This is a genomic window from Streptomyces sp. NPDC001514, assembly GCF_053597075.1.
Genome location: NZ_JBSFHO010000004.1, coordinates 108,455 through 134,925, shown reverse-complemented (window position 1 = coordinate 134,925; position 26,471 = coordinate 108,455). Strand labels below are relative to the sequence as shown.

General features: G+C 72.0%; 24 protein-coding genes and 1 pseudogene. 10 read left to right on the top strand and 15 right to left on the bottom strand.

Features of this window, described 5'->3' with window-relative positions; translation table 11 throughout:
- Positions 1 to 244: 244 nt before the first annotated feature.
- The 7 genes from ACWCXB_RS06735 to ACWCXB_RS06705 form a co-directional block, all read right to left on the bottom strand.
- Complete coding sequence (locus tag ACWCXB_RS06735; protein WP_450719727.1) at positions 245 to 1,234, bottom strand: N-acetylglucosamine kinase; 990 nt, start codon at positions 1,232 to 1,234, stop codon at positions 245 to 247.
- Positions 1,225 to 2,490, bottom strand: coding sequence for a 6-phospho-beta-glucosidase (locus tag ACWCXB_RS06730; protein ID WP_450719725.1), 1,266 nt, complete (start codon positions 2,488 to 2,490; stop codon positions 1,225 to 1,227). The genes ACWCXB_RS06735 and ACWCXB_RS06730 overlap by 10 nt, the downstream gene beginning before the upstream one ends.
- 6 nt (positions 2,491 to 2,496) lie before the next feature.
- Entirely contained in the window at positions 2,497 to 3,417 is a 921-nt protein-coding gene (locus tag ACWCXB_RS06725) for a carbohydrate ABC transporter permease (RefSeq protein ID WP_450719723.1), read from the bottom strand.
- Between the two features lie 6 nt (positions 3,418 to 3,423).
- Entirely contained in the window at positions 3,424 to 4,374 is a 951-nt protein-coding gene (locus ACWCXB_RS06720) for a carbohydrate ABC transporter permease (protein ID WP_450720082.1), read from the bottom strand.
- Between the two features lie 37 nt (positions 4,375 to 4,411).
- Positions 4,412 to 5,749, bottom strand: a complete 1,338-nt coding sequence (locus ACWCXB_RS06715) for an ABC transporter substrate-binding protein (protein ID WP_450719721.1) — start codon at positions 5,747 to 5,749, stop codon at positions 4,412 to 4,414.
- Between the two features lie 64 nt (positions 5,750 to 5,813).
- Positions 5,814 to 7,046, bottom strand: coding sequence for an ROK family transcriptional regulator (locus tag ACWCXB_RS06710; RefSeq protein ID WP_450719719.1), 1,233 nt, complete (start codon positions 7,044 to 7,046; stop codon positions 5,814 to 5,816).
- A 153-nt stretch (positions 7,047 to 7,199) separates the two neighbouring features.
- Complete coding sequence (locus ACWCXB_RS06705) at positions 7,200 to 8,255, bottom strand: mechanosensitive ion channel family protein (protein WP_450720080.1); 1,056 nt, start codon at positions 8,253 to 8,255, stop codon at positions 7,200 to 7,202.
- Positions 8,256 to 8,516: 261 nt separating this feature from the next.
- Between ACWCXB_RS06705 and ACWCXB_RS06700 the strand changes: the two genes are divergently transcribed.
- Positions 8,517 to 9,053, top strand: a complete 537-nt coding sequence (locus ACWCXB_RS06700; protein ID WP_450719717.1) for an HNH endonuclease — start codon at positions 8,517 to 8,519, stop codon at positions 9,051 to 9,053.
- Between the two features lie 350 nt (positions 9,054 to 9,403).
- On the opposite strand, the gene ACWCXB_RS06695 is transcribed toward ACWCXB_RS06700, so the two are convergent.
- A complete protein-coding gene (locus tag ACWCXB_RS06695) occupies positions 9,404 to 12,325 on the bottom strand; it encodes a beta-N-acetylglucosaminidase domain-containing protein (protein WP_450719715.1) in 2,922 nt (973 codons plus the stop codon).
- A gap of 240 nt (positions 12,326 to 12,565) precedes the next feature.
- Between ACWCXB_RS06695 and ACWCXB_RS06690 the strand changes: the two genes are divergently transcribed.
- From ACWCXB_RS06690 to ACWCXB_RS06680, 3 genes are read left to right on the top strand one after another with little or no spacing between them, the layout of a single operon-like run.
- On the top strand, positions 12,566 to 12,754 hold the full coding sequence (locus ACWCXB_RS06690; RefSeq protein WP_450719713.1) for a hypothetical protein: 189 nt from the start codon (positions 12,566 to 12,568) through the stop codon (positions 12,752 to 12,754).
- On the top strand, positions 12,755 to 15,079 hold the full coding sequence (malQ, locus tag ACWCXB_RS06685; protein ID WP_450719711.1) for a 4-alpha-glucanotransferase: 2,325 nt from the start codon (positions 12,755 to 12,757) through the stop codon (positions 15,077 to 15,079).
- A 20-nt stretch (positions 15,080 to 15,099) separates the two neighbouring features.
- Positions 15,100 to 15,342 (top strand): hypothetical protein, encoded by a 243-nt coding sequence (locus ACWCXB_RS06680; protein ID WP_450719709.1) that lies wholly within the window; start codon positions 15,100 to 15,102, stop codon positions 15,340 to 15,342.
- A gap of 121 nt (positions 15,343 to 15,463) precedes the next feature.
- Here ACWCXB_RS06680 and ACWCXB_RS06675 read toward each other — a convergent pair whose 3' ends face one another.
- Complete coding sequence (locus ACWCXB_RS06675; RefSeq protein WP_450719707.1) at positions 15,464 to 15,694, bottom strand: hypothetical protein; 231 nt, start codon at positions 15,692 to 15,694, stop codon at positions 15,464 to 15,466.
- A 151-nt stretch (positions 15,695 to 15,845) separates the two neighbouring features.
- On the opposite strand from ACWCXB_RS06675, the gene ACWCXB_RS06670 reads away from it, so the two are divergent.
- Positions 15,846 to 16,847, top strand: a complete 1,002-nt coding sequence (locus tag ACWCXB_RS06670) for a DMT family transporter (protein WP_450720078.1) — start codon at positions 15,846 to 15,848, stop codon at positions 16,845 to 16,847.
- Here the strand turns inward: ACWCXB_RS06670 and ACWCXB_RS06665 are convergent.
- Entirely contained in the window at positions 16,812 to 18,038 is a 1,227-nt protein-coding gene (locus ACWCXB_RS06665) for a S8 family peptidase (protein WP_450719705.1), read from the bottom strand. The two genes, ACWCXB_RS06670 and ACWCXB_RS06665, sit on opposite strands and share 36 nt — an antisense overlap.
- On the opposite strand from ACWCXB_RS06665, the pseudogene ACWCXB_RS06660 reads away from it, so the two are divergent.
- The 5 genes and pseudogenes from ACWCXB_RS06660 to ACWCXB_RS06640 form a co-directional block, all read left to right on the top strand.
- Positions 17,992 to 18,264: pseudogene (locus tag ACWCXB_RS06660) on the top strand (hypothetical protein); the annotation flags it as partial. The gene ACWCXB_RS06665 and the pseudogene ACWCXB_RS06660 sit on opposite strands and share 47 nt — an antisense overlap.
- 108 nt (positions 18,265 to 18,372) lie before the next feature.
- Positions 18,373 to 18,783: a PPOX class F420-dependent oxidoreductase gene (locus ACWCXB_RS06655; RefSeq protein ID WP_450720076.1), complete on the top strand. Its 411-nt coding sequence runs from the start codon at positions 18,373 to 18,375 to the stop codon at positions 18,781 to 18,783.
- A gap of 79 nt (positions 18,784 to 18,862) precedes the next feature.
- Complete coding sequence (locus ACWCXB_RS06650; RefSeq protein ID WP_450720074.1) at positions 18,863 to 19,753, top strand: LysR family transcriptional regulator; 891 nt, start codon at positions 18,863 to 18,865, stop codon at positions 19,751 to 19,753.
- A gap of 125 nt (positions 19,754 to 19,878) precedes the next feature.
- A complete protein-coding gene (locus ACWCXB_RS06645; RefSeq protein ID WP_450719703.1) occupies positions 19,879 to 20,769 on the top strand; it encodes an SAM-dependent methyltransferase in 891 nt (296 codons plus the stop codon).
- Between the two features lie 11 nt (positions 20,770 to 20,780).
- A complete protein-coding gene (locus tag ACWCXB_RS06640; protein WP_450719701.1) occupies positions 20,781 to 21,887 on the top strand; it encodes a terpene synthase family protein in 1,107 nt (368 codons plus the stop codon).
- A 95-nt stretch (positions 21,888 to 21,982) separates the two neighbouring features.
- Here the strand turns inward: ACWCXB_RS06640 and ACWCXB_RS06635 are convergent, their stop codons facing one another.
- The 5 genes from ACWCXB_RS06635 to ACWCXB_RS06615 are packed head-to-tail and all read right to left on the bottom strand — an operon-like array spanning position 21,983 to position 26,339.
- Positions 21,983 to 23,416: a cytochrome P450 gene (locus ACWCXB_RS06635; protein WP_450719699.1), complete on the bottom strand. Its 1,434-nt coding sequence runs from the start codon at positions 23,414 to 23,416 to the stop codon at positions 21,983 to 21,985.
- A complete protein-coding gene (locus tag ACWCXB_RS06630) occupies positions 23,413 to 24,045 on the bottom strand; it encodes a GTP-binding protein (protein WP_450719697.1) in 633 nt (210 codons plus the stop codon). Before ACWCXB_RS06630 ends, ACWCXB_RS06635 begins: the two co-directional genes overlap by 4 nt.
- Positions 24,026 to 24,388: a DUF742 domain-containing protein gene (locus ACWCXB_RS06625; protein WP_450719695.1), complete on the bottom strand. Its 363-nt coding sequence runs from the start codon at positions 24,386 to 24,388 to the stop codon at positions 24,026 to 24,028. Before ACWCXB_RS06625 ends, ACWCXB_RS06630 begins: the two co-directional genes overlap by 20 nt.
- The gene (locus ACWCXB_RS06620; protein WP_450719693.1) at positions 24,385 to 24,792 is read right to left on the bottom strand and encodes a roadblock/LC7 domain-containing protein; all 408 of its coding nucleotides are present in this window, start codon (positions 24,790 to 24,792) and stop codon (positions 24,385 to 24,387) included. The genes ACWCXB_RS06625 and ACWCXB_RS06620 overlap by 4 nt, the downstream gene beginning before the upstream one ends.
- Positions 24,789 to 26,339, bottom strand: a complete 1,551-nt coding sequence (locus ACWCXB_RS06615; RefSeq protein ID WP_450720072.1) for a sensor histidine kinase — start codon at positions 26,337 to 26,339, stop codon at positions 24,789 to 24,791. Before ACWCXB_RS06615 ends, ACWCXB_RS06620 begins: the two co-directional genes overlap by 4 nt.
- Positions 26,340 to 26,471 lie beyond the last annotated feature (132 nt).

Below are 26,471 nucleotides of genomic sequence, written 5' to 3'. Positions count from 1 at the left end.
CATGAACTCTGCGCCGATTCCGCCGAACCCCCGGGACCTGATCGGTACATGCGGTGGGCCTGCGTGTCCGTCCTCAAGCGCAGGACGGGCTCAGAGGGAGCCCCGCCGGCGATTGAGACGCGGGGTCCCGGGGGGGGCGGAGCCCCCGAACGGGGTCTGGGGCAGAGCCCCGGTTCGGGAAGGGGCGGGGTGGGGCTGTGTCGATGTGCGGCTCCAGCCCGCCGCAGGCGCCCCGCCCACCCCCCTACGCGTAGTGCGCCCGCACCCGTTCCCTGGCCTTCGCCGGGGCGCCGATGTGGTCCAGGCCCAGGAGGGCCGCGCCGAGGACCGGTGGGGACGTGACAACGGACAGCGTCGCCTTCGGCGCGCGGGCCGAAAGGAGTTCGGCGATGCGCCCGCCCAGCCGCGGATGCCGCGCGGCCAGCACGCTGCCGCCCAGCACGACGGGCGCCTCCTCGTCGAGGAGCCCGAGCCGGGCCAGCGCGACCGTGGACATGGCGACGACCTCGTCCGCGAGCCGGTCGACGATCGCCGCGGCCACCGGGTCGCCAGCCGCGCCGGTCGCGAACAGCACCGGGGTCAGCTCGTGCTTGCGCCCGGCGGGGATGCGGCCCAGATGGAGCGCCTCGATGAGCGCGTACATCGACTCGAGACCGAAGTGCGCCGGAAGAGCCCGCGCCAGCTCCGTCGGCTCGCCACGCCCGTCCTCGGCCCGCGCCGCGAACCACAGCGCCTCCTCCGCGAGTCCGGCCCCGCCGCCCCAGTCCCCGGAGATCTTGCCGATCGCCGGGAAGCGTGCGGTACGGCCGTCGGGCAGCATGCCCACGCAGTTGATGCCCGCGCCGCACACCACGGCCACGCCCCGGGGTTCGTCGACGCCCGCGCGCAGGATCGCGAAGGTGTCGTTGCGCACCTCCGCCGTGCGGCCCCAGCCACGCGCCCGCAGCGCGGCCGTGAGCTGTTCCTCCTCGACCGGGAGGTCGGCGTTGGCGAGGCAGGCCGACACATGCTCGACGCCGTCGAAGGCCTCACCCCGGGCCCTGGCCTGCTCCAGCGCCTCGCCGACCGTCGAGGCCAGCGCGTCGAACGCCGCCTCGACGCCGACGTACGGCGGCTGGAAGCCGCCGCCGCGGGCGGAGGCGAGCACCGACCCGTCCGCCCCGACGAAGGCCACGTCGGTCTTGCTGTTGCCCGCGTCGATGGCGAGGATCCGGGGCCCGGCGGTCACGCCCACGCGAGGTGCTCCCGGTTGTGCGCGACCAGCTGGTCCGTGAGCGCCTCGGCGTACTCGTACTGGCCGATCAGTGGGTGGGACAGCAGCGCCTTGAAGACCCGGTCGCGTCCGCCGCGCAGCGCCGCCTCCAGGGCCAGCTCCTCGTACGCGGTGACGTTCGCGATCAACCCGCTGTACAGGGGGTCGAGTTCGGGCACCGGCAGCGGCGTGGCGCCCTGCGCGCCGACGGCGGCCTGCACCTCGATCACGGCGTCGTCGGGGAGGAACGGCAGCGTGCCGTTGTTGTACGTGTTGACCACCTGGTACGGGCTGCCGCCCCCGCCGAGCAGCGAAGCGGCCAGATCGACCGCCGCCTCCGAGTAGTAGGCGCCGCCCCGCTTGGCCAGCAGCGCGGGCTTCTCGTCGAGCCCCGGGTCCCCGTACATCTCCAGAAGCTGCTTCTCCATCGCGGCGACCTCGGCGGCCCGCGACGGCTTGGTCCGCAGCTCCTGTACGACCGCGTCGTGCGCGTAGAAGTAGCGCAGGTAGTACGAGGGGACGACGCCGAGCCGGTCGAGGATCTGGCGGGGCAGGCGGAGGTCGCCGGCGATGGTGTCGCCGTGTTCGGCGAGCAGCTTCGGCAGGACGTTCTCCCCCTCGGGGCCCCCGAGGCGCACACCGGTCTCCCAGGTGAGGTGGTTGAGACCCACATGTTCCAGATGCACATCGCCCGGTGTCACACCGAGCAGCCCGGCGAACTTCCGCTGGAGGCCGATCGCCACGTTGCACAGCCCGACGGCCTTGTGACCGGCCTGGAGCAGTGCCCGCGTCACGATGCCCACGGGATTGGTGAAGTCGATGATCCAGGCGTCCGGGTTGGCGCGCCGCACCCGTTCGGCGATGTCCAGCACCACCGGCACCGTGCGCAGCGCCTTGGCGAGGCCGCCGGCACCGGTGGTTTCCTGGCCGATGCAGCCGCACTCCAGGGGCCAGGTCTCGTCCTGCTCGCGCGCGGCCTGCCCGCCGACCCGCAGCTGCAGCAGGACGGCGTCGGCGCCGGCCACGCCCGCGTCCAGGTCTCCGGTGGTCGTGACGACCGCGGGATGTCCCTGCCTGGCGAGGATCCGCCGGGCCAGGCCGCCGACCAGCTCCAGCCGCTCGGCCGCCGGGTCGACGAGCACGAGCTCGCCGATGGGGAGGGTGCCCCTCAACCGGGCGAAGCCATCGATCAGTTCAGGTGTGTAGGTGGATCCGCCACCCACGACTGCGAGCCTCATTACGTGTCAGCCCTTCACTCCGGTCAGTGTGACGCCTTCGACGAACGCCTTCTGGGCGAAGAAGAAGACGACGATCACGGGGGCCATGACCAGCACGGTCGCGGCCATGGTCAGATTCCAGTCCGTGTGGTGGGCGCCCTTGAACGACTCCAGGCCGTAACTCAGCGTCCACGCGGCCGGGTTCTCCGATGCGTAGATCTGCGGCCCGAAGTAGTCGTTCCAGCAGTAGAAGAAGTGGAACAGCGCGGACGCCGCGATCGCCGGCCTGGCCATCGGCAGCACGACCTTGATCATCGTACGGAACTCGCCGCAGCCGTCGATCTTCGCGGCCTCGGTGTACTCGCGGGGGATCGTCAGCAGGAACTGGCGCATCAGGAAGATCGTGAACGCGTTGCCGAACGCGAACGGAATGATCAGCGGCCAGAGCGTGCCCGCCAGGTCCATCTGCTGGGCCCAGAACAGATACATGGGCACGATGATCACCTGCGGCGGCAGCATCATCGCCGCGATCACCAGCATCATCATCACGTTCCGCCCCCGGAAGCGGAACTTCGCGAGCGCGTACGCCACCGGGAGACTGCTCGCCACGGCGAGCACGGTGCCGAGCCCCGCGTACAGCAGGGTGTTGCGCCACCACGTCAGGAAGCCGGGCGTGTTCCACACGGTGGCGAAGTTGCCCCACTCCCAGGTGTGCGGCCACAGATCGCGGGTGAGTGCCTGGCTGTCGCTCATCACCGCGGTCAGGAACACGAAGACGAACGGCAGCAGGAAGAACAGGGCGGCGGCGACGGCCAGCGAGTGGACCGCGATCCACTCCAGGGCGGCCCTGCGCCGCGCCGCCCGCCTGGCCGCCGTACCGCTCGTCACGGCGGACGCCGCCTGCCCGGACTTGTGGAGCGGAGAGAGTGTCGTACGGGTCTGTGTCATCGTCGGTCAGTCCTCCGCCGCCATGAAGCCGCTGTGTCGGCGCATCAGGAACCCGGTGAAAATCATGGCGAGCACGAACAGCACCAGCGCGACGACACACGCCGCCCCGGTGTCGAAACGCTGGAAGCCCAGGTTGTAGACCACCTGCGGAACCGTGAGCGTGGACTTGTCCGGGTAGCCGGGTTCGAACTGCTGTCCGGAGCCGCCGATCACTCCACTGGCGACCTTCGCCGCCACCAGCGGCTCGGTGTAGTACTGCATCGTGGCGATCACCCCGGTGATCACCGCGAACAGCACGATCGGCGAGATGTTGGGCAGCGTCACGTACCGGAAGCGCTGCCAGGCGCTCGCGCCGTCCAGTTCGGCGGCCTTGTACTGCTCCTTGGGCACATCGAGCAGCGACGCCATGAAGATGACCATGAGGTCGCCGATGCACCACAGGGCGAGCAGCGTGAGCGACGGCTTCGACCAGGTGGCGCTGTTGAACCAGTCGGGCTCGCCGAGACCGAGCGTGCCCAGGATGGTGTTGGTCGGACCCGTGCCCGGGTTGAGCAGGAAGACGAACGACATCGTCGCCGCCACCGGCGGGGCCAGATAGGGCAGATAGAACAGGGTGCGGAAGAAGCCGGCCCCGGTCCTGATCTTGGTGATCAGCAGCCCGATGCCGAGCCCGAAGGCGACCCGGCACGTGACCATGACCAGCACCAGCCAGAGCGTGTTGCGCAGGGAGGGCCAGAAGAAGGGGTTGTCCTGGAAGACGTACGCCCAGTTCTTCAGCCCCACCCAGCGGGGCGCGGTGAACCCGTCGTACTCCATGAAGGAGAAGTAGACGGTCGAGACCAGCGGGTACGCGAAGAACACGCCGAACCCGACCAGCCAGGGCGAGAGGAAACCGAGGGTGCGCAGTGCTCGTCGAGCGCGCACCGCGCGCGGGGCACTCCGCGTGCGCTTCGCCATCGGCCCCGGTGACACGGACACGGGAGCGGTGGTCATCTCAGCCGGCCTGCTCGTTGTCCTTGTCGACCTGCTCGTCGTTCTTCTTCAGCAGCGCGGCCAGGTCCTTCTCCGCGCCCTTCTCGTACGCGAGCCCGTTGTCCTGGAGCGTCAGCAGGAACGCGCCGCCGTTCACGGACGAGGGGGCGTGCGAGCTCTTGGGGTGCTGGGCGATGTCCACGAACGTGCGGTACAGCGGGTCGTCGTTCAGCTTCGGCGAGTTCAGCGCCTCGACGGTCGACGGAACGTTGTGGATGGCGTTGGCGAAGGAGACGACCGCATCGGTGTTCGTGGAGAGGTACTTCACCAGCTCCCAGGCGGCGTTCTTCTTGGGGCTGTTGCTCGCGATGCCGAGGATCGTGCCGGACAGATAGCCCTTGCCGTAGTCGGCGATCTGGCGGTCCGGCACCGGGAACGGGGCCGCGCCGATCTCGAAGGGCAGCTTGGCGTCCGACGCCATCTTGCCGCGCCACTCGCCGTCCAGCTGCATGGCGACCTGACCGGTGTGGAACGGGTGCTTCGGGCCCCACTCGTCGCCGAACGAGGCGCGGAACCTGTTGAGCTTCTGGAAGCCGCCGAGATCGTCCACCAGCTTCTTCTGCCAGGTGAACAGGGACTTGACCGCCGGGTCCTGGGCGGTGTTCGACTTGCCGTTCCCGTCCAGGTACGTCACGCCGAAATTGCCGGCGTAGTGCTCGACCGTGGTCTCGTAGCCCCCGAAGAGCGGCATGAAGCCGAGCTGCTCGAAGCCCTCGCCCTTGGTCCTGGTGAGCTTCTTGACCACCGCGTCGAACTCGGACAGCGTCTTCGGCGGTGCCTTGATCCCGGCCTTCTCGAAGGCGTCCTTGTTGTAGTAGAGGCCGTACGCGTCGCCGAGCAGCGGCACCGTGCACCGGGTGCCGTCGTGCTCGGTGTACTTGGCCATCTGCGGCAGGAAGGTCTTCTCCGGGTCGATCTTCGACTTCTCCAGGAACGGTTTCAGATCGGTGAGCGCCCTGGAGGAGCAGAACCGTCCCACGTTGTCCGTGGTGAAGGACGACACCACGTCCGGGGCGTTCGAACCGCCGGTGCGCAGGGCCTGGTTGAGCTTGTCGTCCGTGATGCCCTTGACGACCTGGACCTTGATGTTGGTGTGCTCGGCCTCGAACGCCTTGATGTTCTCCTCGATCGCCTTGACCTCGCTGGAAGCGCTCCAGCCGTGCCAGAAGGTGAGCGTGGTCTTCGCATTCGGGTCGTCGTTCGCACCGGAGTCGTTCGACCCCGTACAGGCGGTGGCGAGCAGGGCTATCGAGGCGGTCGCGGCGGCTGCGACGGCCGCTTTCCGGCGGATTCCGGGCATGACGGGATCTCCCTGTGGCGGGTCCGAGGTGCGGGGCGGGCGGTTCTCCGGTACGTGCGGGGGTTCAGCGTGAGGTGTCGAAGACTTCGTCGCGGGTGGCTGCCAGAGCGCTCTCCAGTGCCCCGCGCAGCACGGGATGTTCCTGTACGTCGCCGATGACGAGGCGGGGCCGGGTCGCGGCCAGTTCGGTGAGCTCTGCCTGGACGCGTTCGCGCAGCGGCTCCCCGCCGGCGAGGATCAACTGGCCGGAGAGGACGACGAGCTCGGGATCGAGCACGGCGACCATGGAGGCGAGACCGGTGGCGAGGCCGGTGCCGAAGGTGTCGAGCAGGGTGCGGTACGGCGCCGAGGCCCCGGAGTCCGCGCCGGCGTCCGCCGTCACCGCCGCCGCGGCGCGCTCCAGCAGCTCCGCCGCCACCTCGGCGTGCGGGCCGTGCCCGACGCCGCCTATGCCGAGGTCCCGGGCGAGGCGGGGCACCATCTGCGCACCGGCCAGCTCCTGGAAGCCGCCGCTGCCGGCCTTGGAGACCCGACGCACCAGCGGCGTGCCCGGCACCGGCAGAAAGCCGACCTCGCCGGCGCCGCCGGTGAATCCCCGGTGCAGCCGGCCGCCCATGACCAGGGCGGCGCCGAGGCCCTCCTCGTTCCACAGCAGCACGAAGTCGTCGTGACCGCGGGCGGCGCCGAGCCGCTGCTCGGCGACGGCGACCAGATTGACGTCGTTCTCGTACTCGACAGGCATCGGCAGCACCGCCGCCAGCTCGTCGAGCAGCGTGGGGGAGTGCCAGCCGGGCAGATGGGACGCGTACCGGAGCCGCCCGGTCGACGGGTCGAAGGCGCCCGGCGTCCCGATGACGAGGCGGTGCACCTCGGCACGGGTGATCCCGGCGGCCTTCACGGCCCCGTCGACGGCCTCGGTGACCTGGCGTACGACACTGTCGGCGCGCCGCCCCGGGGTCTGCACGACGAACTCGCCGACGGTCGCGCCCGTGATGTCGGCGACGGCGGCGCGGATGCGCTGCGGGGTCACATCGAGGCCGCCGGCGAAGGCGGCGCGGGCATTGACGGCGTACAGCTGTGCGTTCGGTCCCGGGCGCCCCTCGGTCGTCCCGGTGGCGACGACCAGCCCGGCGGCCTCCAGTCGCGCGAGCAGCTGCGAGGCGGTGGGCTTGGAAAGTCCGGTCAGCTTGCCGATCCGCGTGCGTGAGAGCGGACCGTGCTCCAGGAGCAGATCGAGCGCGGCGCGGTCGTTCATGGCGCGGAGTACGCGTGGAGTTCCCGGGGTAGTACCGGCCATGGCGCTGCACCTGCCCTTTGAAGCACTGTTAGGAAAGTTTCCTATTTGATGCCAGGAAAGTAAGCGGACCGTCAGTTGCCCGTCAATACCCGCCGACGCAGAGCACCCCCGCGGCAACCAAGTCGTTACCTGCGGGGGTGTCCGAGAACCGGGCTACTTCGAGAGGCTCGGCGGCGGGGCGATCGGGGACGCGGCCACCGACTGCGGCGAGGTGTTCGACGCGTACGCCGACGGGGCCGCCACGCCGGCCGTCGGGTCCTTGACCGGCTGCTCGCCGTCGGCCTGGAGCGGCAGACCGCCCACGATCCGGATGCCCTCCTCGTCGAAGGCGCGCTTGATCCGCCAGCGCAGCTCGCGCTCCACACCGAGCGCCTTGCCCGGCATCGTCTTCGCGGAGACCGAGACGGTCATCCGGTCCAGCAGCACCTCGCTCAGACCCAGCACCTCGACCGGCCCCCACAGGCGCTCGTTCCAGGGCTCGTCCTTGGTCATCGTCGCGGCGGCCTCCTCGATGACCTTGCGCACGTGGTCCAGGTCCTCCGACGGGGGGACGTTCACATCGACGGACGCCGTGGCCCAGCCCTGGCTGAGGTTGCCGATGCGCTTGACCTCGCCGTTGCGGACGTACCAGATCTCGCCGTTGTCACCACGCAGCTTCGTCACCCGCAGGCCGACCTCGACCACCTCGCCCGATGCGACGCCCGCGTCGACCGTGTCACCGACGCCGTACTGATCCTCCAGGATCATGAACACGCCGGACAGGAAGTCCGTGACCAGATTCCGGGCACCGAAACCGAGCGCCACACCCGCCACACCGGCCGAGGCGAGCAGCGGGGCGAGATCGATGTTCAGCGCGCCGAGGATCATCAGGCCCGCCGTGCCGAGGATCACGAACGACGCCACGGAGCGGAGCACCGAGCCGATCGCCTCGGACCGCTGACGGCGGCGCTCGGCGTTCACCAGGAGACCGCCGAGGGCCGTGCCCTCGACCGCCTGGGCGCTGCGGTTCATCCGCTCTATCAGCTTCGTGAGCGCACGCCGTACGGCGATCCGCAGCAGCACCGCGATCACCAGGATGAGGAGGATGCGCAAGCCGACGCTGAGCCAGGTGGACCAGTTCTCCTCGACCCAGCCTGCGGCGTTGGTGGCCTTCTCGGTGGCCTTGTCGAGTGTGACGGGCGGGTCTGACGGACCGGCGGCCAGGAACACGACGGATACCTCCAGGGCGTGCGTGGGCGGTCCCACCACACTAACGGGGCACACTCCGTGCCCCGGCGCCCTGTTCGAGGGAGAGACGAGCCTCACCGGGGAATTCTCAGGATGGAGGGACGTGCGCGTGTGGTCGACCGCACACAAAATCCCTCCGGCCCGTTACGGGGACGTAGTGGCGCCACGACCAGGCAGGAGGAGAGACTGGGGGCAGATCGTCCCGGCGCGAGCCACGCGCCGCCGGCGTACAAGGAGGCATCCGTGCCGCACGTCCTGGTCCTCAACGCGTCGTACGAGCCGCTCGGCGTCGTACCGCTCCGCCGCGCGCTCGTCCTCGTCCTCGAGAACAAAGCCATCTGTCTCGAGGAGTCCGGCGCCTTCATGCACAGCGAAACCCGAGTGATGCCCGCGCCCAGCGTGGTGAGACTCAAGCGCTTCGTGCGGGTCCCCTACCGGGGGCCCGTTCCTCTGACCCGGCGCGCGCTCTTCGCGCGTGACGGAGGCCGCTGCATGTACTGCGGTGGCGTCGCAACCAGCGTCGACCACGTCATTCCGCGCAGTCGCGGCGGTCAGCACGCCTGGGACAACGTGGTGGCCGCGTGCCGCCGCTGCAACCACGTCAAGGCCGACCGGCACCTGCGCGAGCTGGGCTGGCGGCTTCGGCACCAACCGGCTCCACCGAGCGGCCTGGCCTGGCGCATCATCGGCACGGGGCATAGGGACCCGCGCTGGCTGCCATACCTGCAGCCGTTTGGCGCGGACGACGCGATGGCCCGGATCGACGGCATCTCTGCCTGACGAATCCGGGCCTTTGCGTTGCCCCTGCGGGCCGGGGCGGCACGGGCCGCCCCGGCCCGGGGGTACGTGTCCGTCTGCGGCCCGGTGGGTGGTTTGTGCCCATCCTCCTCGCGCGAAGCGCGGTGACCACGCGGCGGAGCCGCATATCGGATGCAGCGACAGTCCAGGACGCGAGCCCCGGAGCGGACCGCAACGGCACTGCCCCGGCACGGGGCACCCCCGACAACCCGGCCCGTCCGGGGGTCCCCCCACGCCGCAGGGCGTAGGGGGAGCTTGAGGACGGACACACCGGACGCCGCCACGGCACCGGGCACACCGCGCCCGGGGGCAGTCGTAGGGGCCCGGGGGCGTCAGCCCCCGGTCACCGCATACGCCTCCGCCGACCACAGCGAGTAGCCGTACTCCGTCGCCCGCGCCTCGCCCTGCACCCGGACGAAGCGGGTGCCGGGCGCGTCCATGCGGACCGTCTCGCGGCCCCCGCGCCCGTCGCGGACCGTCGCCGCCGTCCGCCAGACACGCCCGTCCGCGGACACCTGGATGCGGTACCTCGTGGCGTACGCGTCCTGCCAGTGCAGCACGACCTGCCCCACCCGCACCGGCCCGGAAAGCTCCGCCTGCCACCAGGCGCCGTCCTCCGCCGGTGAGGACCACCGCGTCGCCGGGTCCCCGTCCGTCGCCGCGGACGCGGGAAAGTCGGGGGTCTCGTCCCCGGACGAGGAGGCGGACGCGGTACGGAGCAGATCCGGCCCGCCCGTCTTCGGGTATGCCCGCACCGTCAGCGTGCTCTCCTCGCCGCCGAAGGTGAACGGCACCCGGTACTCGCCCGCCGGCGTCCCCGGCGGCACGGTGACCTCGACAGGTACGGCCGTACGCGTACCCCGCGGCACGCGCACCTCCTTCGGCACCGCCACGGTGATGCCTCGGGGCGCCTTCACGGTGAGCGCGCCCCGTACCTCGTCGGGCCGCCGCGCCGCCACGTACGCCTCGGTCCGCTGCGGCCCGCCGCCGATCGGCGCGTCCAGTTCGCCCCGTACGAGAGCCAGCCGGGCCTGCGGTTCGTCCGCGAACCACGGCACGAGCTCCCGCACCGGCGGGGCCGTGGCCGTGTGGCCGGACCACACGACGCGGATCGCGTCCGTGCGCAGGCCGGTCGTGCGGGTCTGGGTCCAGCCGGACGCGGTGAGCGGGCCGATCCGCCGCCACCCCTCGCCCGGCACATGCGCCTCCAGGACCCCGGCGGATCCGTCCGTGCCCGGTTCGGTCATCGCGGTGACCGCCTCGACGGGCCGTGCCCGGTCCAGGTTCACCGTGTACACGGAGGCGGTACGGCTCACCGACCCGGCTCTGCGGTCCGCGCCCGTCCACGCGGCGGACTCCTTCGCCGCCCGGTCCAGGAACGGGTCGAGCACGCCCTTGCCGACCGTGACGTGCCGCCCGCGGATCCCCGCACGCGCCGGCGCCAGCGCCAGCGAGGCCCGCCACGCCGCTTCGCCGTCGCCCCGGGCCTGCGCCTGCAGCATGTCGACGGCGAGCTCGCCGGCCTGCCCGTACCGCGCCAACTGGTCCACCCACGGCCCCACTTCGGCGTCCAGCGCCGACAGCCGTCCCGGCGCCTCGCGCATCACGGTGAACGTCGCCCGCAGCCGGCGGGCCGCCTCGTCCCGGGCCGCCGCGTCGGTCGTGGTCCGGGACCGCCAGAACGCGGCCAGCAGTGGTCGCAGATACGCGGACTCGTCCGGGCTGAGGATCGACGAGGCGTGGTTCCCGGCGAGCGCACTCAGCGCCTCCCTGGTCTTCGCGTCGCCGCCCGCGAGGTCCGCCACGGCCGCCTCCCAGGACTCCTGCGGCCGGTAACCCTTCGGGTTCCAGGCGTAGTCGGCGGCCGTGAAGAGGGGGATGCGGGACGCCGTCGCCTGCTCCATCGCATTGGCGAGCAGCGCGGCCGAGCCGGTCGCGACGGCCGGCTCGCGGCCCGTGTAGGGGCCGAGGAAGATACGGTCCTGGGCGTAGTCGTTGACCGGGTAGTTGTCCATGGTGACCAGCGGGTGCCGGAACACCGCGCGCGCCCCGGCCAGTTCCCGCCCGGTGATGGTGCGCGGTACGACGCCGACTCCCGTCCAGGCGACCTGGACCCGGTCGTCGAGCTGCGCGGCGAGCGCCCGCCGGTACTCGGTGGCGCCGTCCTGGTGGAACTCCGTCGGCATGACCGTGAGCGGGGCGGCGGAGGGATGGCGCTCCGCGAGATGCCCGGCCAGTTCCCCGGCGAGCCGCGCATGCGCCGCCGCGGCGGCCTCGGGTCCCGAGCCGAAGGCGTCCGCGTCGCCGTCGCAGTGCCACTCGCTGTAGCTGACGTCCTGGAACTGCAGCTGGAAGGCGCGCACCCCCAGCGCCCACATGGCGTCGACCTTGCGCTTGAGCGCTTTGACGTCGTCGTCCGACGCGAGACACATGGACTGCGCGGGTGCGACGGCCCAGGCGAGCGTCACATGGTTGCGGCGGGCCCGTTCGGCCAGCTCACGGAACTCGGCGCGCCGGTCGGCGGGGTACGGATCGCGCCAGCGGGCCTGCCGGAACGGGTCGTCGCCCGGAGCGTAGAGATAGCGGTTCTGCTTGGTGCGGCCCATGAAGTCGAGCTGCGCCAGCCGCTGTTCCCGGCTCCACGGCTGTCCGTAGAAGCCTTCCGTCATGCCGCGTACGGCGGTGCCGGGCCAGTCGCGTACGACGGCCCCGGCGACCGTACCGTCCTTGATCAGCTGCCGGAGTGTCTGCACGCCGTGGAACAGCCCGTCGTCGCCGACGCCGTCGAGGGCGACGATGTCCCGGCCGGCGACGCGGCCCACGGCGAGGCGGTAGCCGCCGGCGGGCAGATCGGCGCGTTCGGGCGCGCGCAGGACGCGCAGCGCGTCCTGCGCGCCGCTGCCGCCGAGGAGGACCAGCGGTCCCTGGCCGGGGAGCGCGGCGTGGACCGTCCGCACCCCGGCGGCGCGCAGGACGTCGCGGGCCGCTTCGACGGCGTACGGGTCGGTGCCGGGGGCCGCGAGGAGGGTCGCCTCCTGGCCGAGCGGAACCGCGGGCCCGGCGGCCCTGAGCGTCTGCGGCCGAGGCCAGACGGGCGGCAGCGCCGCATCCCCCTCGCGGTCCGGCACGGTGGTGGCGGTGGGCGCATCCGGTACACCGGGCGCGGCGGCGGCGCCGGGAGCGGTCCCGAGCAGTCCGCCGATGAGGGTGACGGCGACGGCGGTCGCCGTCTGCTTGCTGCGCCCGAACCGCACGTCCGGCTCCCCTCGCTCGCCCGGTGCCCCCGAAACGCATCGAGCCCACCACCCGTGTGGTGAACGTGTCAATGCGAGTGCCTGTTGTGTCCTCTTTGCACATCGGCGCGCGAGGGCCGCTCAACTCCCGTACGTGGAGCAGAATGTGACACGGAACACGTTGACGAGAGGTGTACGTCTGCGGCCGTGCCCGCTGGGTAGGGCTGCTATGTCCTGTTGCCCACCCTGAGGAGGCCACCTGTGGCCGCATCCGCACAGCTTCTGCTCCCCGCCCTGTCCAAACAGGTGCCGGGCCCTCTGACGAGCGAGCCGCCGCTCGCCGACGCCGCACCCCTGACCAGTGAGCCGCCCCTCGCCGACGCCGCACCCCTCACCAGCGAACCCACCGCCCCCGGCACGGCCGGCGGCACGCAGTCCCCAGGAGTCTGAATGGGCCTGGCCCGCCTGGCCGCGCTGCACGGTGTCGCCATCAGCCACTCGCCGTCGGCGGGCGTCACCGTCCCCGTCCCCGAAACCACCGTCGTCTCGGTCCTCGCCGCGCTGGGCGTGGACGCATCGACCCCGGAAGCGGTACGCGCCGCCCTCACCGCTGCCGACAGCGCCGCCGCGGACCGCCTGCTCCCCCCGACAGTGGTGCTCTGGCTGCCGGCGCCCGCCCCGCCCGTGGCCCTTCCGCACGGCACACGTGTGCGGGTACGCCTGGAGGACGGCGGCAGCCGGGAGTGGCGCGAGCCGTCGCGGCGCGTGGCTGCCGCCGCGGCACCGGGCGCCGGGCGCGCTGCTGAGGCTGCCACGCCGAGCGCGGTCGTCATGTCCGCCGGGACGGCCGAGGACCACCCGCCGGCCTCCGGCCGGGCCGTGGATCCGGGCCCGGGGACCGGTCCCCGGCCCACGGCGCAGCGCGCCTTCGGGCCTGGCGGAGCCGGTGCCGGGCCCGCCGCGGGTCCCGGTGGCGGCGGGTCGGCCGAGTGGTCCCAACTGCCCCCTGGAGTGCACCGGTTGGACGTGCGCACGGCCGACGGGCGCACCGCGCGGGCCACGCTCGTCGCCGCGCCCGAGGCCGTGGCGCAGCCCGAGGGCAGGGTGCACGGGTTTCTGGTGCAGCTCTACTCCCTGCTGTCCGGGCGTTCGTGGGGCATGGGGGACCTCGGGGATCTCGGCGAGCTGGCCGCCTGGGCCGGCAGGGCGCTCGGGGCCGGGTTCGTACAGGTCAATCCACTGCACGCGGCGGTGCCCGGCGCGCCCACCGATCCGTCCCCGTACCGGCCGAGCTCCCGCCGCTTCCCCGACCCCGTGCATCTGCGGATCGAGGACATTCCCGAGTACGCGTACGTCACCGGCCAGGACCGCGTCCGGCTCGACGCGCTCGTGGAGAAGGCCGCCGGGCTGCGCACGTCCGTCCTCGACAAGGGCGCGCTGATCGACCGCGACGCCGTGTGGGAGCTCAAGCTCCAGGCCCTGGAGCTCGTGCAGCGCGTCCCGCTCGGGCCGGGGCGGCGGGCCGAGTACTGCGACTTCCTCGCCGCACAGGGCCGGGCGCTGGACGACCACGCCACCTGGTGCGCCCTCGCCGAGGTGTACGGCTCCGACTGGCACTCCTGGCCCGCCGCGCTGCGCGACCCGCGCTCCGCGGAGACCTCGCGGGCCCGGGGCGAGCTGATGGACCGGGTCGACTTCCACTGCCGGCTCGCCTGGCTGACCGACGGGCAGCTGGCCGCCGCCTCGAGCGCCGCCCGCGCCGCCGGGATGGGCGTCGGCATCGTCCACGACCTCGCCGTCGGGGTGCACCCGGGCGGCGCGGACGCGTGGGCGCAGCAGGACGCCTTCGCCGTGGGCATGTCGGTCGGCGCGCCCCCGGACGCCTTCAACGCGCGGGGGCAGGACTGGGGCCTGCCCCCGTGGCGCCCGGACGTCCTGGCCGCCTCCGGCTACGGCCCGTACCGCGGGCTGCTCCGCGGCCTCCTCCGCCACGCGGGCGCGCTGCGCCTCGACCATGTCATGGGCCTGTTCCGGCTCTGGTGGGTACCGGCCGGCGCCGAGCCGACCGAGGGGACGTACGTCCGGTACGACGCGGAGGCCATGCTCGCCGTGCTCGTCCTGGAGGCGCACCGCGCGGGCGCCGTCGTCATAGGGGAGGACCTCGGCACGGTCGAGCCCGGCGTCCGCGAAGCCCTGTCGCGCCGCGGGGTGCTCGGCACGTCGGTGCTCTGGTTCGAGCGGGACTGGGCCGGCACGGGCCGCCCGCTGCCCCCGGAGAGCTGGCGCGAGGGTTGTGTGGCGACCGCCACCACGCACGATCTGCCGTCCACCGCCGCCCGCCTGACCGGCGAGCACGTGGCGCTCCGTCACCGGCTCGGCCTGCTCACGCGCCCGCTGGAGCTGGAGCGTACGGACGACTCCGCGGAGGTGGCCGAATGGCTCGCGTATCTGACCCGGCTGGGACTGCTCCCGGAGGGCACGGGCGCGGAGGAGGGCGGGATCCGGGCGGTCTACCGCTTTCTGCTGAGCACCCCGGCCCGCATGGTCGGCGTCTGGCTGCCGGACGCGGTGGGGGACCGGCGGCCGCAGAATCTGCCGGGCACCTGGGACCAGTACCCGAACTGGCGGCTGCCCGTCGCCGACGCCGAAGGCCGCCCGCTGACCCTGGAGGAGCTGGCCGCCTCACCGCGGCTCCACGCGCTCATGGAGATCTTCCGGGGCCAGGACGCGGCGGCGCCGCCCCGGACGGGCACCCCGGGCGCGCGGCCCGCATAGCTGTTCGCTAGGTTTGCACCGTGGACAAGAAGAACGCCCTGCGCGCCGGCACCGTCGCGGCCGGTACGACGCTGATGATGCTGCTCATGTCGTCCCCCGCGCTCGCGCTGACCCCCGACGACGGCGACGACCCGGGCCCGGGCCTGAGCGTGGCCCAGACACTCGGCCTGTACGTCGCCCTGCCGATCGTCCTGTTCCTCGTCATCGCGGGCCTGGTGATGGTCCTCGACAAGTCCGACAGGCCCAAGAAGAAGCAGGCCTGAGCACCCGCTCCTACGCTCTTCGCGAGGGCGCCGTACGGCACGCGCACGACGCGACCGTACGGCGCCCTCGCGCAGTCCCGGGCCGCACTCGCGTGCCGCCGTCCGTGCTGCGCGTCGGCACTCACGCGCCCGTCGACCCCAGCAGCTTCCGCAGCAGCCCGGCCGGCTGCTCCGCCTCCTCGGCGTCGAGCGCGGCGTCCAGCGCCTTCCGCTGCACCTCGCCGGCCGCGCTCGCCTCAACGCTCCTCGGCCCGCTCTCCCCGATCACCCCGGCCGTGATCGGCCGGGCGCGCTCAGCCGGGAACCTGACGCCCGTGCAACTGCTGGGGATGGCGATCGCGTTCGGCGCCACGGTGGCCGGTCAGCCGCTCCCGCCCTCACGATCTTTCACTTTCTCTGAAAGGAATGATCGAAAAGATTCGATGGACCTGGGGATTCGGGCGGTGCGACGGTAGATCCCGCAACCAAGATCCCCCGCCGGGGGAGAGAGGCAAGGGATGCCCGTGACACTCCTGGACCGCGTCCGCAGCAGTGAGACGACGACCGCCGCGAAGAGGGTGAACGCGAAGAGGCTGAAGCAGGCATCCGGCCTCGGAGTCCTCCTCGCGCTCGTCGCGACGGTCGTGTGGTCGGGGAGCTTCGTCACCGCCCGCGCCCTCCACGACTCCGTGCCGCCCGTCCAGCACGCCTTCTGGCGCTGGATCATCGCGATCGCCGCCGTGGCGCCGTTCGCCGCCCGCGAGACCTGGCGGCAGCGCCGGCTGATCCGCCGTCACCTGGGCTTCGTCACCCTGGCCTCGCTGCTCGGCGTCGCCGTCTACAACACCTTGGTCAACCAGGCCGCAGTCGCCACCAGCGCCGGCAACATGGGCATGATCATGGCCGCTTCCCCGGTCCTGATGGCCGTGTACGAGCGCCTCGGTGGCACCCGCCTCCGCGCGCGGCGCATCACCGGCATGCTGATCGCCTGCGCAGGAGTGCTGCTGCTCGTCGGCAAGGGTTCGCTCACGACGGACATCGGCGCGGGCGACCTCTGGGTCATGGCCGGCGCGGTCTGCTTCGGCTCGTACAGCGCTCTGCTCAGGCACCGCCCGGCAGACCTCGGTGGGCTCCCCTTCCTCTTCAGCACCTTTGTGCTGGGCGCGCTGATGCTGCTTCCCGCCTACGGGATCAGCCTCGCCGTGCAGGGCGGCTTCACGCCCACGGCGATGACGGTCGGGCCGCTCGTGTACGTCGGCGTCTTCTCCTCCGCCGTCGCCTTCTTCGCCTGGAACAAGGCCATCGCCCTGATCGGCGCCGCCCGCGCGGGAGTCGTCTACTACCTCCAGCCGGTCTGCGTCGCCCTGCTCTCCTTCGCCGTCCTCGGCGAGCCCTTCGGAGCCCTGCAGGCCCTGTGCCTGGCGCTGATCCTGGGCGGCGTGGCGCTGGGTGCGCGCCACGCCGGTGCCAGGCCGGAGGCCCGACGGGCGTCACAGCCCGCCGGTGAACAGCAGCCGGTTGGGTGAGCCCCTCGAGATGCTCTTCACCACGCCCTTGGTGGTCTGCCTGACGATCCAGTCCGCGACCGTCCGCACACCGGCGCCCGGGTGGGCGGCCCGGTAGAGCGCGGCGACGCCGGCCACGTGCGGGGCCGCCATCGACGTACCGTTCATCTCGGTGCTGCCGCCGCCCAGCAGCGCGGAGACGATCTCGCTGCCCGGGGCGTAGAGTTCGAGGCATTCGCCGTAGTTGCTGAAGTCGGTCTCGGCGTCGCCGCGGTCGGTCGCGCCGACCGTGAGGACGTTCGCCGCGCTCGCGGGCGAGATGCCGCAGGCGTCCTCGGCGGAGTTGCCCGCCGCGATGACGGGCAGGACGCCACCGGCGAAGACCGCGTCGGCGGCGGCGTTCGCGGCGCGGGATGTGGCGCCGCCGAGCGAGGCGTTCAGCACGGCCGGCTGCTGGGCGTTCCTGGCGACCCAGTCGAGGCCTGCGATGATCCCGGACCAGCTTCCGCTGCCGTTGCAGTCGAGTACACGGACGCTGACCAGGGTGGCCTGGGGCGCGACGCCGTACGTCGCCCCGCCCGCCGTACCCGCCACATGGGTGCCGTGCCCCTCGCAGTCCTGCCCCCGGCGGCCGTCGCCGATCGCATCGAAGCCGAACACGGCGCGCCCGCCGAACTCGCTGTGCCCGTAGTCGATGCCGGTGTCGACGATGTAGACGGTCGCGCCCCTGCCGGTGGTGGTGGCCCCGAACCGCCCGTCCAGCGGGAGTTTCCGCTGGTCCGAGCGGTCGAGCCCCCAGCTCGCGGCGGCGGCCGCCCGGCCGGGGGTGCCGGTTCGGCGGGCGGAGTCGGTTCGCTGCGCGGGGTCGGTTCGGTGTGCGGAGGCCTTCGAGTCCTCCTCCACGGCAGCGACCCCGGGCGCCAGCCGCACCGCCGCCAGCTGATCGGCGGTCAGCGTCGCGGAGAACCCGCGCATGGCCCGGTTGTACGTGTACCGCGGCTTCACCCCGACCTGCCGAGCCACCTCCGCGGGCTCGGCGCCGGTGTTCAGCGACACGATGTAGCTGCCCTTGATCGGCTCGGCCGCGTGATGCAGGGGGGCGGGTCCGGGGGTGGGCCGGTGGGTGTGGTCCTGGGCCGCGACCGTCGGCTGGGCGACGAGGGGCATGGCGGCGAGCAGGGCGGCGGCCGCGCAGCGCGCGAACAGTCGCATGGATACTCCATTCGGAACGATGATCATGTCACCGCTCTCTTCGACCTCGCCGCGACGGTGCTTGAGCCCCTGTCCGCCGTTCGCGCGTCCGCGTCACCGGCAGATCTCGCCCCGGCTGCGGGCATTCGCGCGTGCCGTGCCGGCGCGGAGCCGCTCCTGCGGGGTCGCCTCACGCAGCGCATCCGGCGGGCAGTCAGTCGCGCCCAACCTCCTTCACACCGTCCCCGTCCGCGACTCCAAGAACCCCACCGGCCCCGTCCTCCTCTTCCCCGCCCCGCCTGGTTCGCCTTCGTCGCGCACCTGCACCGCCACGAGACGGCATAGGCTCTGCCGCATGCCGATATCACTGAGCGCGTCCGTGCAGAAGCTTCTCGACGCCCCCGTACCTGCCGTGCTCGCCACCGTCAATCCCGATGGCAGTCCGCAGACTTCGGTGGTCTGGGTGGGCCGGGACGGTGACGACCTGCTGATCTCCTCGCAGGCCGGCCGCCGCAAGGAGCGGAACGTGATCCGTGAGCCGAGGGTCAGCGTGACCCTGTACGACCCGGCCGACCCGCTCCAGTACGTGGAGTTGCGTGGCAGGGCGGCTGTCACGGAGGACACGGGGCGCGAGTTGGCGTTCGCGCTGGCGGAGCAGTACGAGGGGCCGGGCGCGGGCGAGGAGTATCTGGAGCTGCCGCCGGAGGTGGTCCGCGTTGTCATCCGCGTCACGCCGGAGCGGGCGCTGGGTACCGCCGCGCAGTGAGCGGTGGCGGCCGATGAGTCGCACCACGGCTGAGTAGCGTGTTCGCATGGCCGAGTAGGACAAGTGGGACGTCAAGAAGCTGCAGATCCTTCGCACGCTGCGGGACCGGGGCACCGTGACCGCGACCGCCGAGGCGCTCCGCATGACGCCGTCGGCGGTGTCGCAGCAGCTGACGAACCTCGCCAAGCAGCTCGGCGTGCAGCTGCTGGAGGCGCACGGCCGCCGCGTCCGGCTCACGGATGCCGCGCACCTGGTGCTGAGGCACGCGGAGGCGGTGTTCGCCGAGCTGGAGCGGGCCGACGCGGAGCTGGCCGGGTATCTGCGGGGCGAGGCGGGGGAGCTGCGGATCGGGGCGTTCTCGACGGCCGTGCCCGCGCTCGTCGTCCCCGCCGTGCAGGCGCTGCGGACGCGGCATCCCGCGCTGGAGGTACGCGTACGGGAGACCGAGGCGGCCGAGGCGTACGAGCTGCTGTCCGCCGGGGACGTGGACCTGGCGCTGTCGCTGGCCGCGCACGCGCCCACTGCGCGCGACCCGAAGTTCACCCTCGTACCGCTGCTCGCCGATCCGCTCGACGTGGCGCTGCCGGGCGGCCATCCGATGGCCGGTGAGCCGGGGCTGCGGCTCGCCGATCTGTCGGCGGAGTCCTGGATCTTCGGCGGCAGCGGCCCGTGGTCCGAGATCACCCGAGCCGCGTGCGAGACGGCGGGTTTCGTCCCCGAGCAGGCCCACTCGGCCTCCGGCTGGACCGCGATCCTGGCCATGGTGGAGGCGGGCATGGGCGTGGCGCTCGTCCCGCGCATGGCGGCCGCGGAGCGGCGCAGCGGTGTCGCGATGCGCGTGCTCGGCGCGGACCAGCCCCGGCGGCATGTGATCGCCGCGGTGCGCCGGGGCGCGGAGGAGGGGGCGGCCGTGTCTCACGTGCTGCGGGCGCTGCGGGATGCGGCCGACGCGCGGTCGTCCCGCAGTTGAACTGCGTTGGCGTTACGCCCGTTTGACGGTGTGACGGATGAGACGGGGGGTGACTGGAACGATCATTTTCGGGCAGAGTTGATCCGCCCTGTCACCCCCGCCAGGACGCAGACTGGAGAAGCCCGATGCAGAACAGCCTCGTCACCTTCGACGAGACCCAGGTGCCGCTGTACTACTCACGGAAGACGGCGGACATCCTCCACAAATACGGCCCAGGGCCGCGGGTTCACTTTCACATGGGGCTCTTCGAGCCGGGCGCCACGCCCAACACCACTGTCTCCCAGCGTGTCCTCAAGCGGCGCATTGTCGCCTCCCAGGAAGCCATCGTCGAGCACGCCGCCCGCACCTGGGGTGCCTGCACCACTCCGCCCGCGGATCTCCTCGACATCGGCTGCGGGGTGGGCGGCGGATCGCTCTACTGGGCGCAGGAGCACGGATCCCGGGTCACAGGACTCACCGTGGCCGGCGAACACATACCGGTCATCGAGGACTTCGCCCGGCAGGCCGGTGTCGCCGACCGTGTCACCCCGCTCCTCGCCGACGTCCACGACTTCGTCCCCGACCGCGCGTACGACGCGGCGTACGCCAACGAGAGCTCCGGTTACATGGACCGTGAACGGCTCTTCCAGGTGGTTGCCAAGGCCCTGAAGCCCGGCGGCTGGTTCGGGATCCAGGAGCACTTCATCTGCCGGCCGGAGTGGACCGAGTTCATCGACGGGTACTACAAGACCCGTCTCGGCACCTTCACCGAGTACATATCCGCGGCCGAGGCGGCCGGTTTCGAACTGGAGCAGGACGAGGACGTCACCGACCGCGTCGCCGAGTTCTGGGTGCAATCCATGGCATGGAACGCGGCGGAGCTCGAGCGCGTCGAGCGGGAGGGCAAGCGCAAGGCCGGTGCCTGGTCCCGCAAGCGGCTCACCGAGTCGACCATCACCCACGGGAAGCTGTTCCGTATCTGGCGCGATCACGCCATGGAGACACGGCTGCTGATGTTCCGCCTCGGGGGCAGCTGACCGTGCCTCCCGTGTACGCGGCGGACGCCGCACCCTCGCGCATCGGCTGGGAACTGCCGCCGTTCTACTGCCCGTTCAACGAGAAACTGATCCACCAGGACGCCGCCGAGCTGGAGGCGAGAGCCGTGGAGTGGATCGACACCTTCGGCATCTACCCGGACGCCACCGAGCGCGCCTGGGGACTCGGCACGCACAGCGCCGACTTCACGTCACGGATCATCCCGTACGGCGACGCCGAAGCGATCGTGCTCTTCATGGAGTGGAACTACTGGGCCAACGCCATCGACGACTGGCAGGACTCGGACGCCACGGGCAAGAGCACCGCCGCCATCGTCGACCACAGCATCCGCCTGGTCCGCTCGGTCGAGGCGCCTGGCTCGTCGATGCTTCCGCCGGGCCCGATCACCACCGCGCTGGACGACCTCGTCGGCCGGACCCGGGCCATGCTCACCCCCTTCCAGCTGCGTCGGTTCACCGAGGGCACCCGCGACTGGCTGTTCGGCGCCGGCTGGCAGACCTCCAACGCCGAGCGCGACGTGATGCCGTCGCTCAACGACTTCTGCGCGATGCGGATGTCGGTCAATGGCACCCGGTTCACGCTCACCTGGTGCGACGCGGCCAAGGGCATCACGGTCCCGGCCGACGTGCTGTACTCCGCGCCGGTCCAGGCACTCACCGACGCTGCCGGGTTCATCGTCTCCTGCGACAACGACCTGTTCTCGTACAACAAGGAGGACGACCAGGAGCCCTGGGAGCAGAACCTCCTCAACGTCGTCGCACGGCACCACGGCTGTACGCCGAAGGAGGCACTGGCGCCCGCCGTGGCCCTGCGCGACCGGGCGATGACCTTCTTCATCCGGCTCCGGGAACGGCTCGCCAAGGACGCCGACGACCAGCTGGCCCGCTATCTCGACTCGCTCGCCCACTATGTGAGCGGCTGCATCGAGTGGCAGAACCTCGCCCCGCGCTTCACCAGTCCGCGCAACCGCAACACGCTGCCGGTCGAGGGCGCGTCGTACGACATCACCTACCGCGACACTCCCAGCGACCCGAGCACGGAGCCGCTGCCGGTCCCGGCCATCGCCTGGTGGTGGGACCAGCTCGAGCGGCTCGGCTAGGCCGTGTTTGAGAACTGGAGCCGGGCGGGAGTTCTCAGACACGGCCTAGCGCCGGTGGGGCGGCCTGCCCCACCGGCGCTGCCGGTCACGGCTGCTCAGCCCCGGCCCAGCAGCCGGGACCACCATGATCGGCGCTGCTGCCGCACCTCCGGTGCCGGTGGTGCGGGCAGCGGCGGGGCCGCGTCCGGCAGTGGCGCCGACCTGGCCGGCACGGCGGCGGCCGTCGCACCTGTCGTCGAGCTGCCGGGCGGGGTGAACGTCACCGGCAGCGCGACCAGACGGTGGGACATGAGCGAGGAGTCGTGGCGCAGCGCACTCTCGTCCCCCAAGAGTTCCAGGTCGGGGAGCCGCGCCATCAGCGTGTCGATGCCGGTGTCGGCGATGGCGCGGCCGATGTCCTGGCCGGGGCACTCGTGCGGCCCGCCGCTGAAGGCCAGGTGCGAGCGGTTGCCGTGTACCGGCAGCGATAGATCGGGGCGGATCTCCGGATCCTTGTTCCCGGCCGCGAGCCCGAGCAGCAGCATGTCACCGGCCCTGATCTGCCGCCCGCCGAGCTCGGTGTCGCCCGTCGCCCAGCGGCCGAGGATCGTGGTCAGCGGCGGCTCGTCCCACAGCACCTGCTCCAGCGCGTCGGGCAGCGTCATGTGCCCGCCGGACAGCCGGCCGCGGAACCGGCGGTCGGTCAGGACCAGCCGCAGTACGTTGGCGATCAGGTTGGCGGTGGTCTCGAAGGCGGCGATCAGCACCAGCCTCAGATGCTCGATGATCTCGTCGTCCGACAGCGACGAGGAGTGCTCCAGCAGCCAGGAGGTGAAGTCCCTGCCGGGCACGGCCCGCTTGCGCTCCAGCAGCTGACGCAGTGCCACGGACACGTACTCGTTGCTGGCGACGGCCGTCTCGGTGCCGCGGGTCATGTCACGGGCCGCCTGGACCAGCCGGGAACCGTACTCGTCGGGCATGCCGACCAGTTGCGTCATCACCAGCATCGGCAGCGGTTCCGCGAAGTCCGCGACGAGATCGGCCCTGCCGGTGTCGGCGAACGAGTCGATCAGCTGGCCCGCGAAGCGGGTCACATAGCGCCGCACCCCGCGCCGGTCGAAGCGTTCCAGCGACTCCGTGACGGCACCGCGCAGCCGCTCGTGCTCCGTGCCGTCGGCGAAGTTGCATACCGGCTGCCAGGCGGCGATGGGGGTCAGCGGATGGTCCGGCGGGACCCGCCCCTCCTGCATGTCGCGCCAGCCACGTGGGTCACGCGAGAAACGGGACGGCATACGGGCCACGTCCAGGTTCTCCCGGTGACCGAGGACCAGCCAGGCGGGGAGGTCGCCGTGGACGAGGACGGGCGCGACGGTGCCGTACTCGGCGCGCAGCTTCTCGTACAGGCCCATCGGGTCGGCGTCGGCCTCCGGGCCGTACAGCCTGCGCAGGCCGCCCGGGCCGAGCGCGTGGGCCGGGCAACCCGGGGGAGGGGTGGGGCCGGGGCCCGGCTCGGGAGCGGTTCCGGTGCCGGGTGGCGGAGCCGTGGTCATGACGCCTCCTGCGTCGTGGCAAGGGTCTGGAGATAGCGCATCAGCGTCATGAGGACGTCCCGGCTCGAGCTCCGCTGCCGCGCGTCGCACAGCACGATCGGCACCGACTCCGGCAGGTCCAGCGCGGTCCGCAGCTCCTCGATCGGATAACCGGGCGCGTCGGGAAAGGAGTTGACGGCGACGACGAAGGGTACGCCGCGCTCCTCGAGGCGGCCGATGACGTCGAAGCTGACCTCGAGACGGCGGGTGTCCACCAGGACGACCGCGCCCAGGGCGCCCTCGAACAGGCCGCGCCACAGGAACCAGAAGCGTTCCTGACCGGGGGTCCCGAAGAGGTAGAGCACCAGTTCGTCGTTGACGCTGATGCGGCCGAAGTCCATGGCGACCGTCGTCGACGTCTTGCCGCCGATGCCCGCCGTGTCGTCGACACCGACCCCGGCCTGCGTCATCGTCTCCTCGGTGGTCAGCGGACGGATCTCGCTGACCGAGCCGACCAGCGTCGTCTTGCCGACACCGAAGCCGCCCACGATCACCACCTTGACGGCGGCAGCGGCGGTCGCCGGCAGCACATCCTCGCTCCGTGGCCCGCGCTCCACGGCGGTGGCCTGCTCAGAGCCTCTGAAGTCCATCGATCACTGCCTCAATCAAAGCGCGGTCGGGGAGTCGGGCGGGTGGGACGGGCGCGCGGGCGACGACCCGGTTGTCGGCGATGAGATCGCCGAGCAGGACGTTCACGACGCTGACCGGAAGGCTCAGATACGCGGAGATCTCGGCCACCGACAGCGGCGCCTGGCAGATCTGGATGATGGCCGCGTGCTCGGGCTGCATCCCGGGTTTCGGCCCCGACCTGGCCACGATCAGGGTGACGAGGTCGAGGGGGGCCGCGGCGGACGCACCGCTGCGACCGCCGGTGATGACGTAGAGCCGCTCGGGGCTGGCCTCCTCCCAGTCCCCGCCGCCCGGGTGGCTCACCTGGCCGCACCGTCCTGACGGGGCGGGCTGCTCAGGTGCTCACCGATGCGCAGGACCAGGTCCCGCATCCGCTGGCCCATCAGCCCGGCGTCGACGCCCTCGTCGGCGAGTACGGCGAGATAGGCGCCCGCGCCCGCGGCCATCAGATAGAAGAAGCCGCCGTCCATCTCGATGACGACCAGCCGCATCCGGCCTTCGCTGTACGGGAGTTCGGAGCCGACGGCACCGGCCAGGGACTGCAGTCCGGCGCAGGCGGCGGCGAGCCGGTCGGCGGTGTCGGTGTCGGTGCCGTACTGGGCCATGCGCAGACCGTCGGCGGAGAGCACGACCACATGTCTTGTCTGTGGCACACCCTCGGCGAGGTCCTTGAGCATCCAGTCCATGTTGGCCTGCTGCTGAATCATGGCTGTCTGTTCCCCTTGTCAGCGTCGGTGGACTCCCCGGAGAGGCCGCTCTGGAAGGCGGCCAGCCACATTCCGGGCTGCACCTGAGGTGTGGGCTCCTGGTCGGTAGCCGCGTTGGACGTGGACGTCGACGCCGGTGAGGCGGACGCGGTGGTCTCGGTGACCCCGGCGACGGGCGTCTTGCGGCGCCGCTGCGGCAGGCCCATCGGCGTCCGCTCGGTCACGGCCGCGGTGCTCTGGTCCGCCACCGGGCCGGTGGCCGGGCGCGCCTGGCGGGGCCCGGGCACGGCTGTGGTGTCCGCGGCGGAGGTCGCTGCGGCGGGAGCGGCCGCGGAAACGGGGGAAGCCACGGAAACGGGGGAAGCCGGGGAAGCCGGAAGGGCCGTACGGGGCACGGACGAGGCACCGATGCCGTGCGCGATGCCGGTCGCGGACGCGGCGGTCGTGATCAGTTCCTGCGGAACGACGAGCACGGCACGGACACCGCCGTACGCCGACGAGCGCAGCGAGACCTGGAAGCCGTACGCCTGCGCGAGCCGGCCGACCACGGCGAGGCCGAGGCGCGGGGTCTCGCCCAGGTCGTTGAGGTCGATGCCCTGCTGGGCCTGGCGCAGCATGCGCTCCGCGCGCATGCGGGCCTCCTCGCTCATGCTCACGCCGCCGTCCTCGATCTCGACGGCGATGCCCGACTGGACGTCGACGGCGGTCAGATGGACCTTGGTCTGCGGCGGCGAGTAGCGGGTCGCGTTGTCGAGGAGCTCGGCGAGCGCGTGGATCAGCGGCTCGACGGCGGGTCCCTTGACGGCGACCTCGGACACGGAGTGCAGCTCGACGCGCTGGTAGTCGATGATCCGCGACATGGCGCCGCGCATCACGCTGTACAGCGGCACGGCCCGGCTCCACTGGCGGCCCGGACGCGCACCGCCGAGTACGGCGATGGAGTCGGCGAGGCGGCCGATCAGCGCGGTGCCGTGGTCGAGCCGGAGCAGATCGCCGAAGACCTCCGGGGCCTTGCCGTGCCGGTCCTCCATCTCCCGCAGTTCCTGGGCCTGCTGGTGCACGATGGCCTGGACGCGACGGGCGATGTTCACGAAGGCCCGCTGCGCGGACTCGCGCAGATCCTCCTCGGCGACGACCGCGTCGACGACGGCCCGTACGACGGCCTGGTGTTCCTCGGGCGCGGTGAGCGAGGCGAGGACGTCCTCCGGGAACTCCCCCTTGCGCAGCCGCTCCACCACCTCGGGCAGCAGAGTCCCGGCGAGGTGCGCGGTCTCGGCGTGCCGGCGGGCGAGTGCGGTGTCGCGGGCGGCGAGGTCCCGGCGCAGTTCGTCGATCACCCGCCGGCGCCGGGCGGACTCCGCGCCCGAGGCGGCGACCGCCAGGACGGCGACGGCCCCGACGGCCCCGACCGGAAGCCGCGCCTCGGCGGACACCAGGACCACCGCGACAACGGTGGCGACGGCGGTCAGAGCGGCAGGCAACAGCCACACGAAAGATGCCGCGGGGCGCGGACTTCCACTTCCGGGCGACGATTCCTCACGGACCATCAGCACCCTCAAACCATCAGAACGGAAACGATCATATGACGACGCTGAGGGAGCATAGTCGTTCTCGTGTACGGGTGTTGACGCCGGGTCACAGTATGGACGCGCTTCCTCCACGCCTGTCCCCGCACGCAG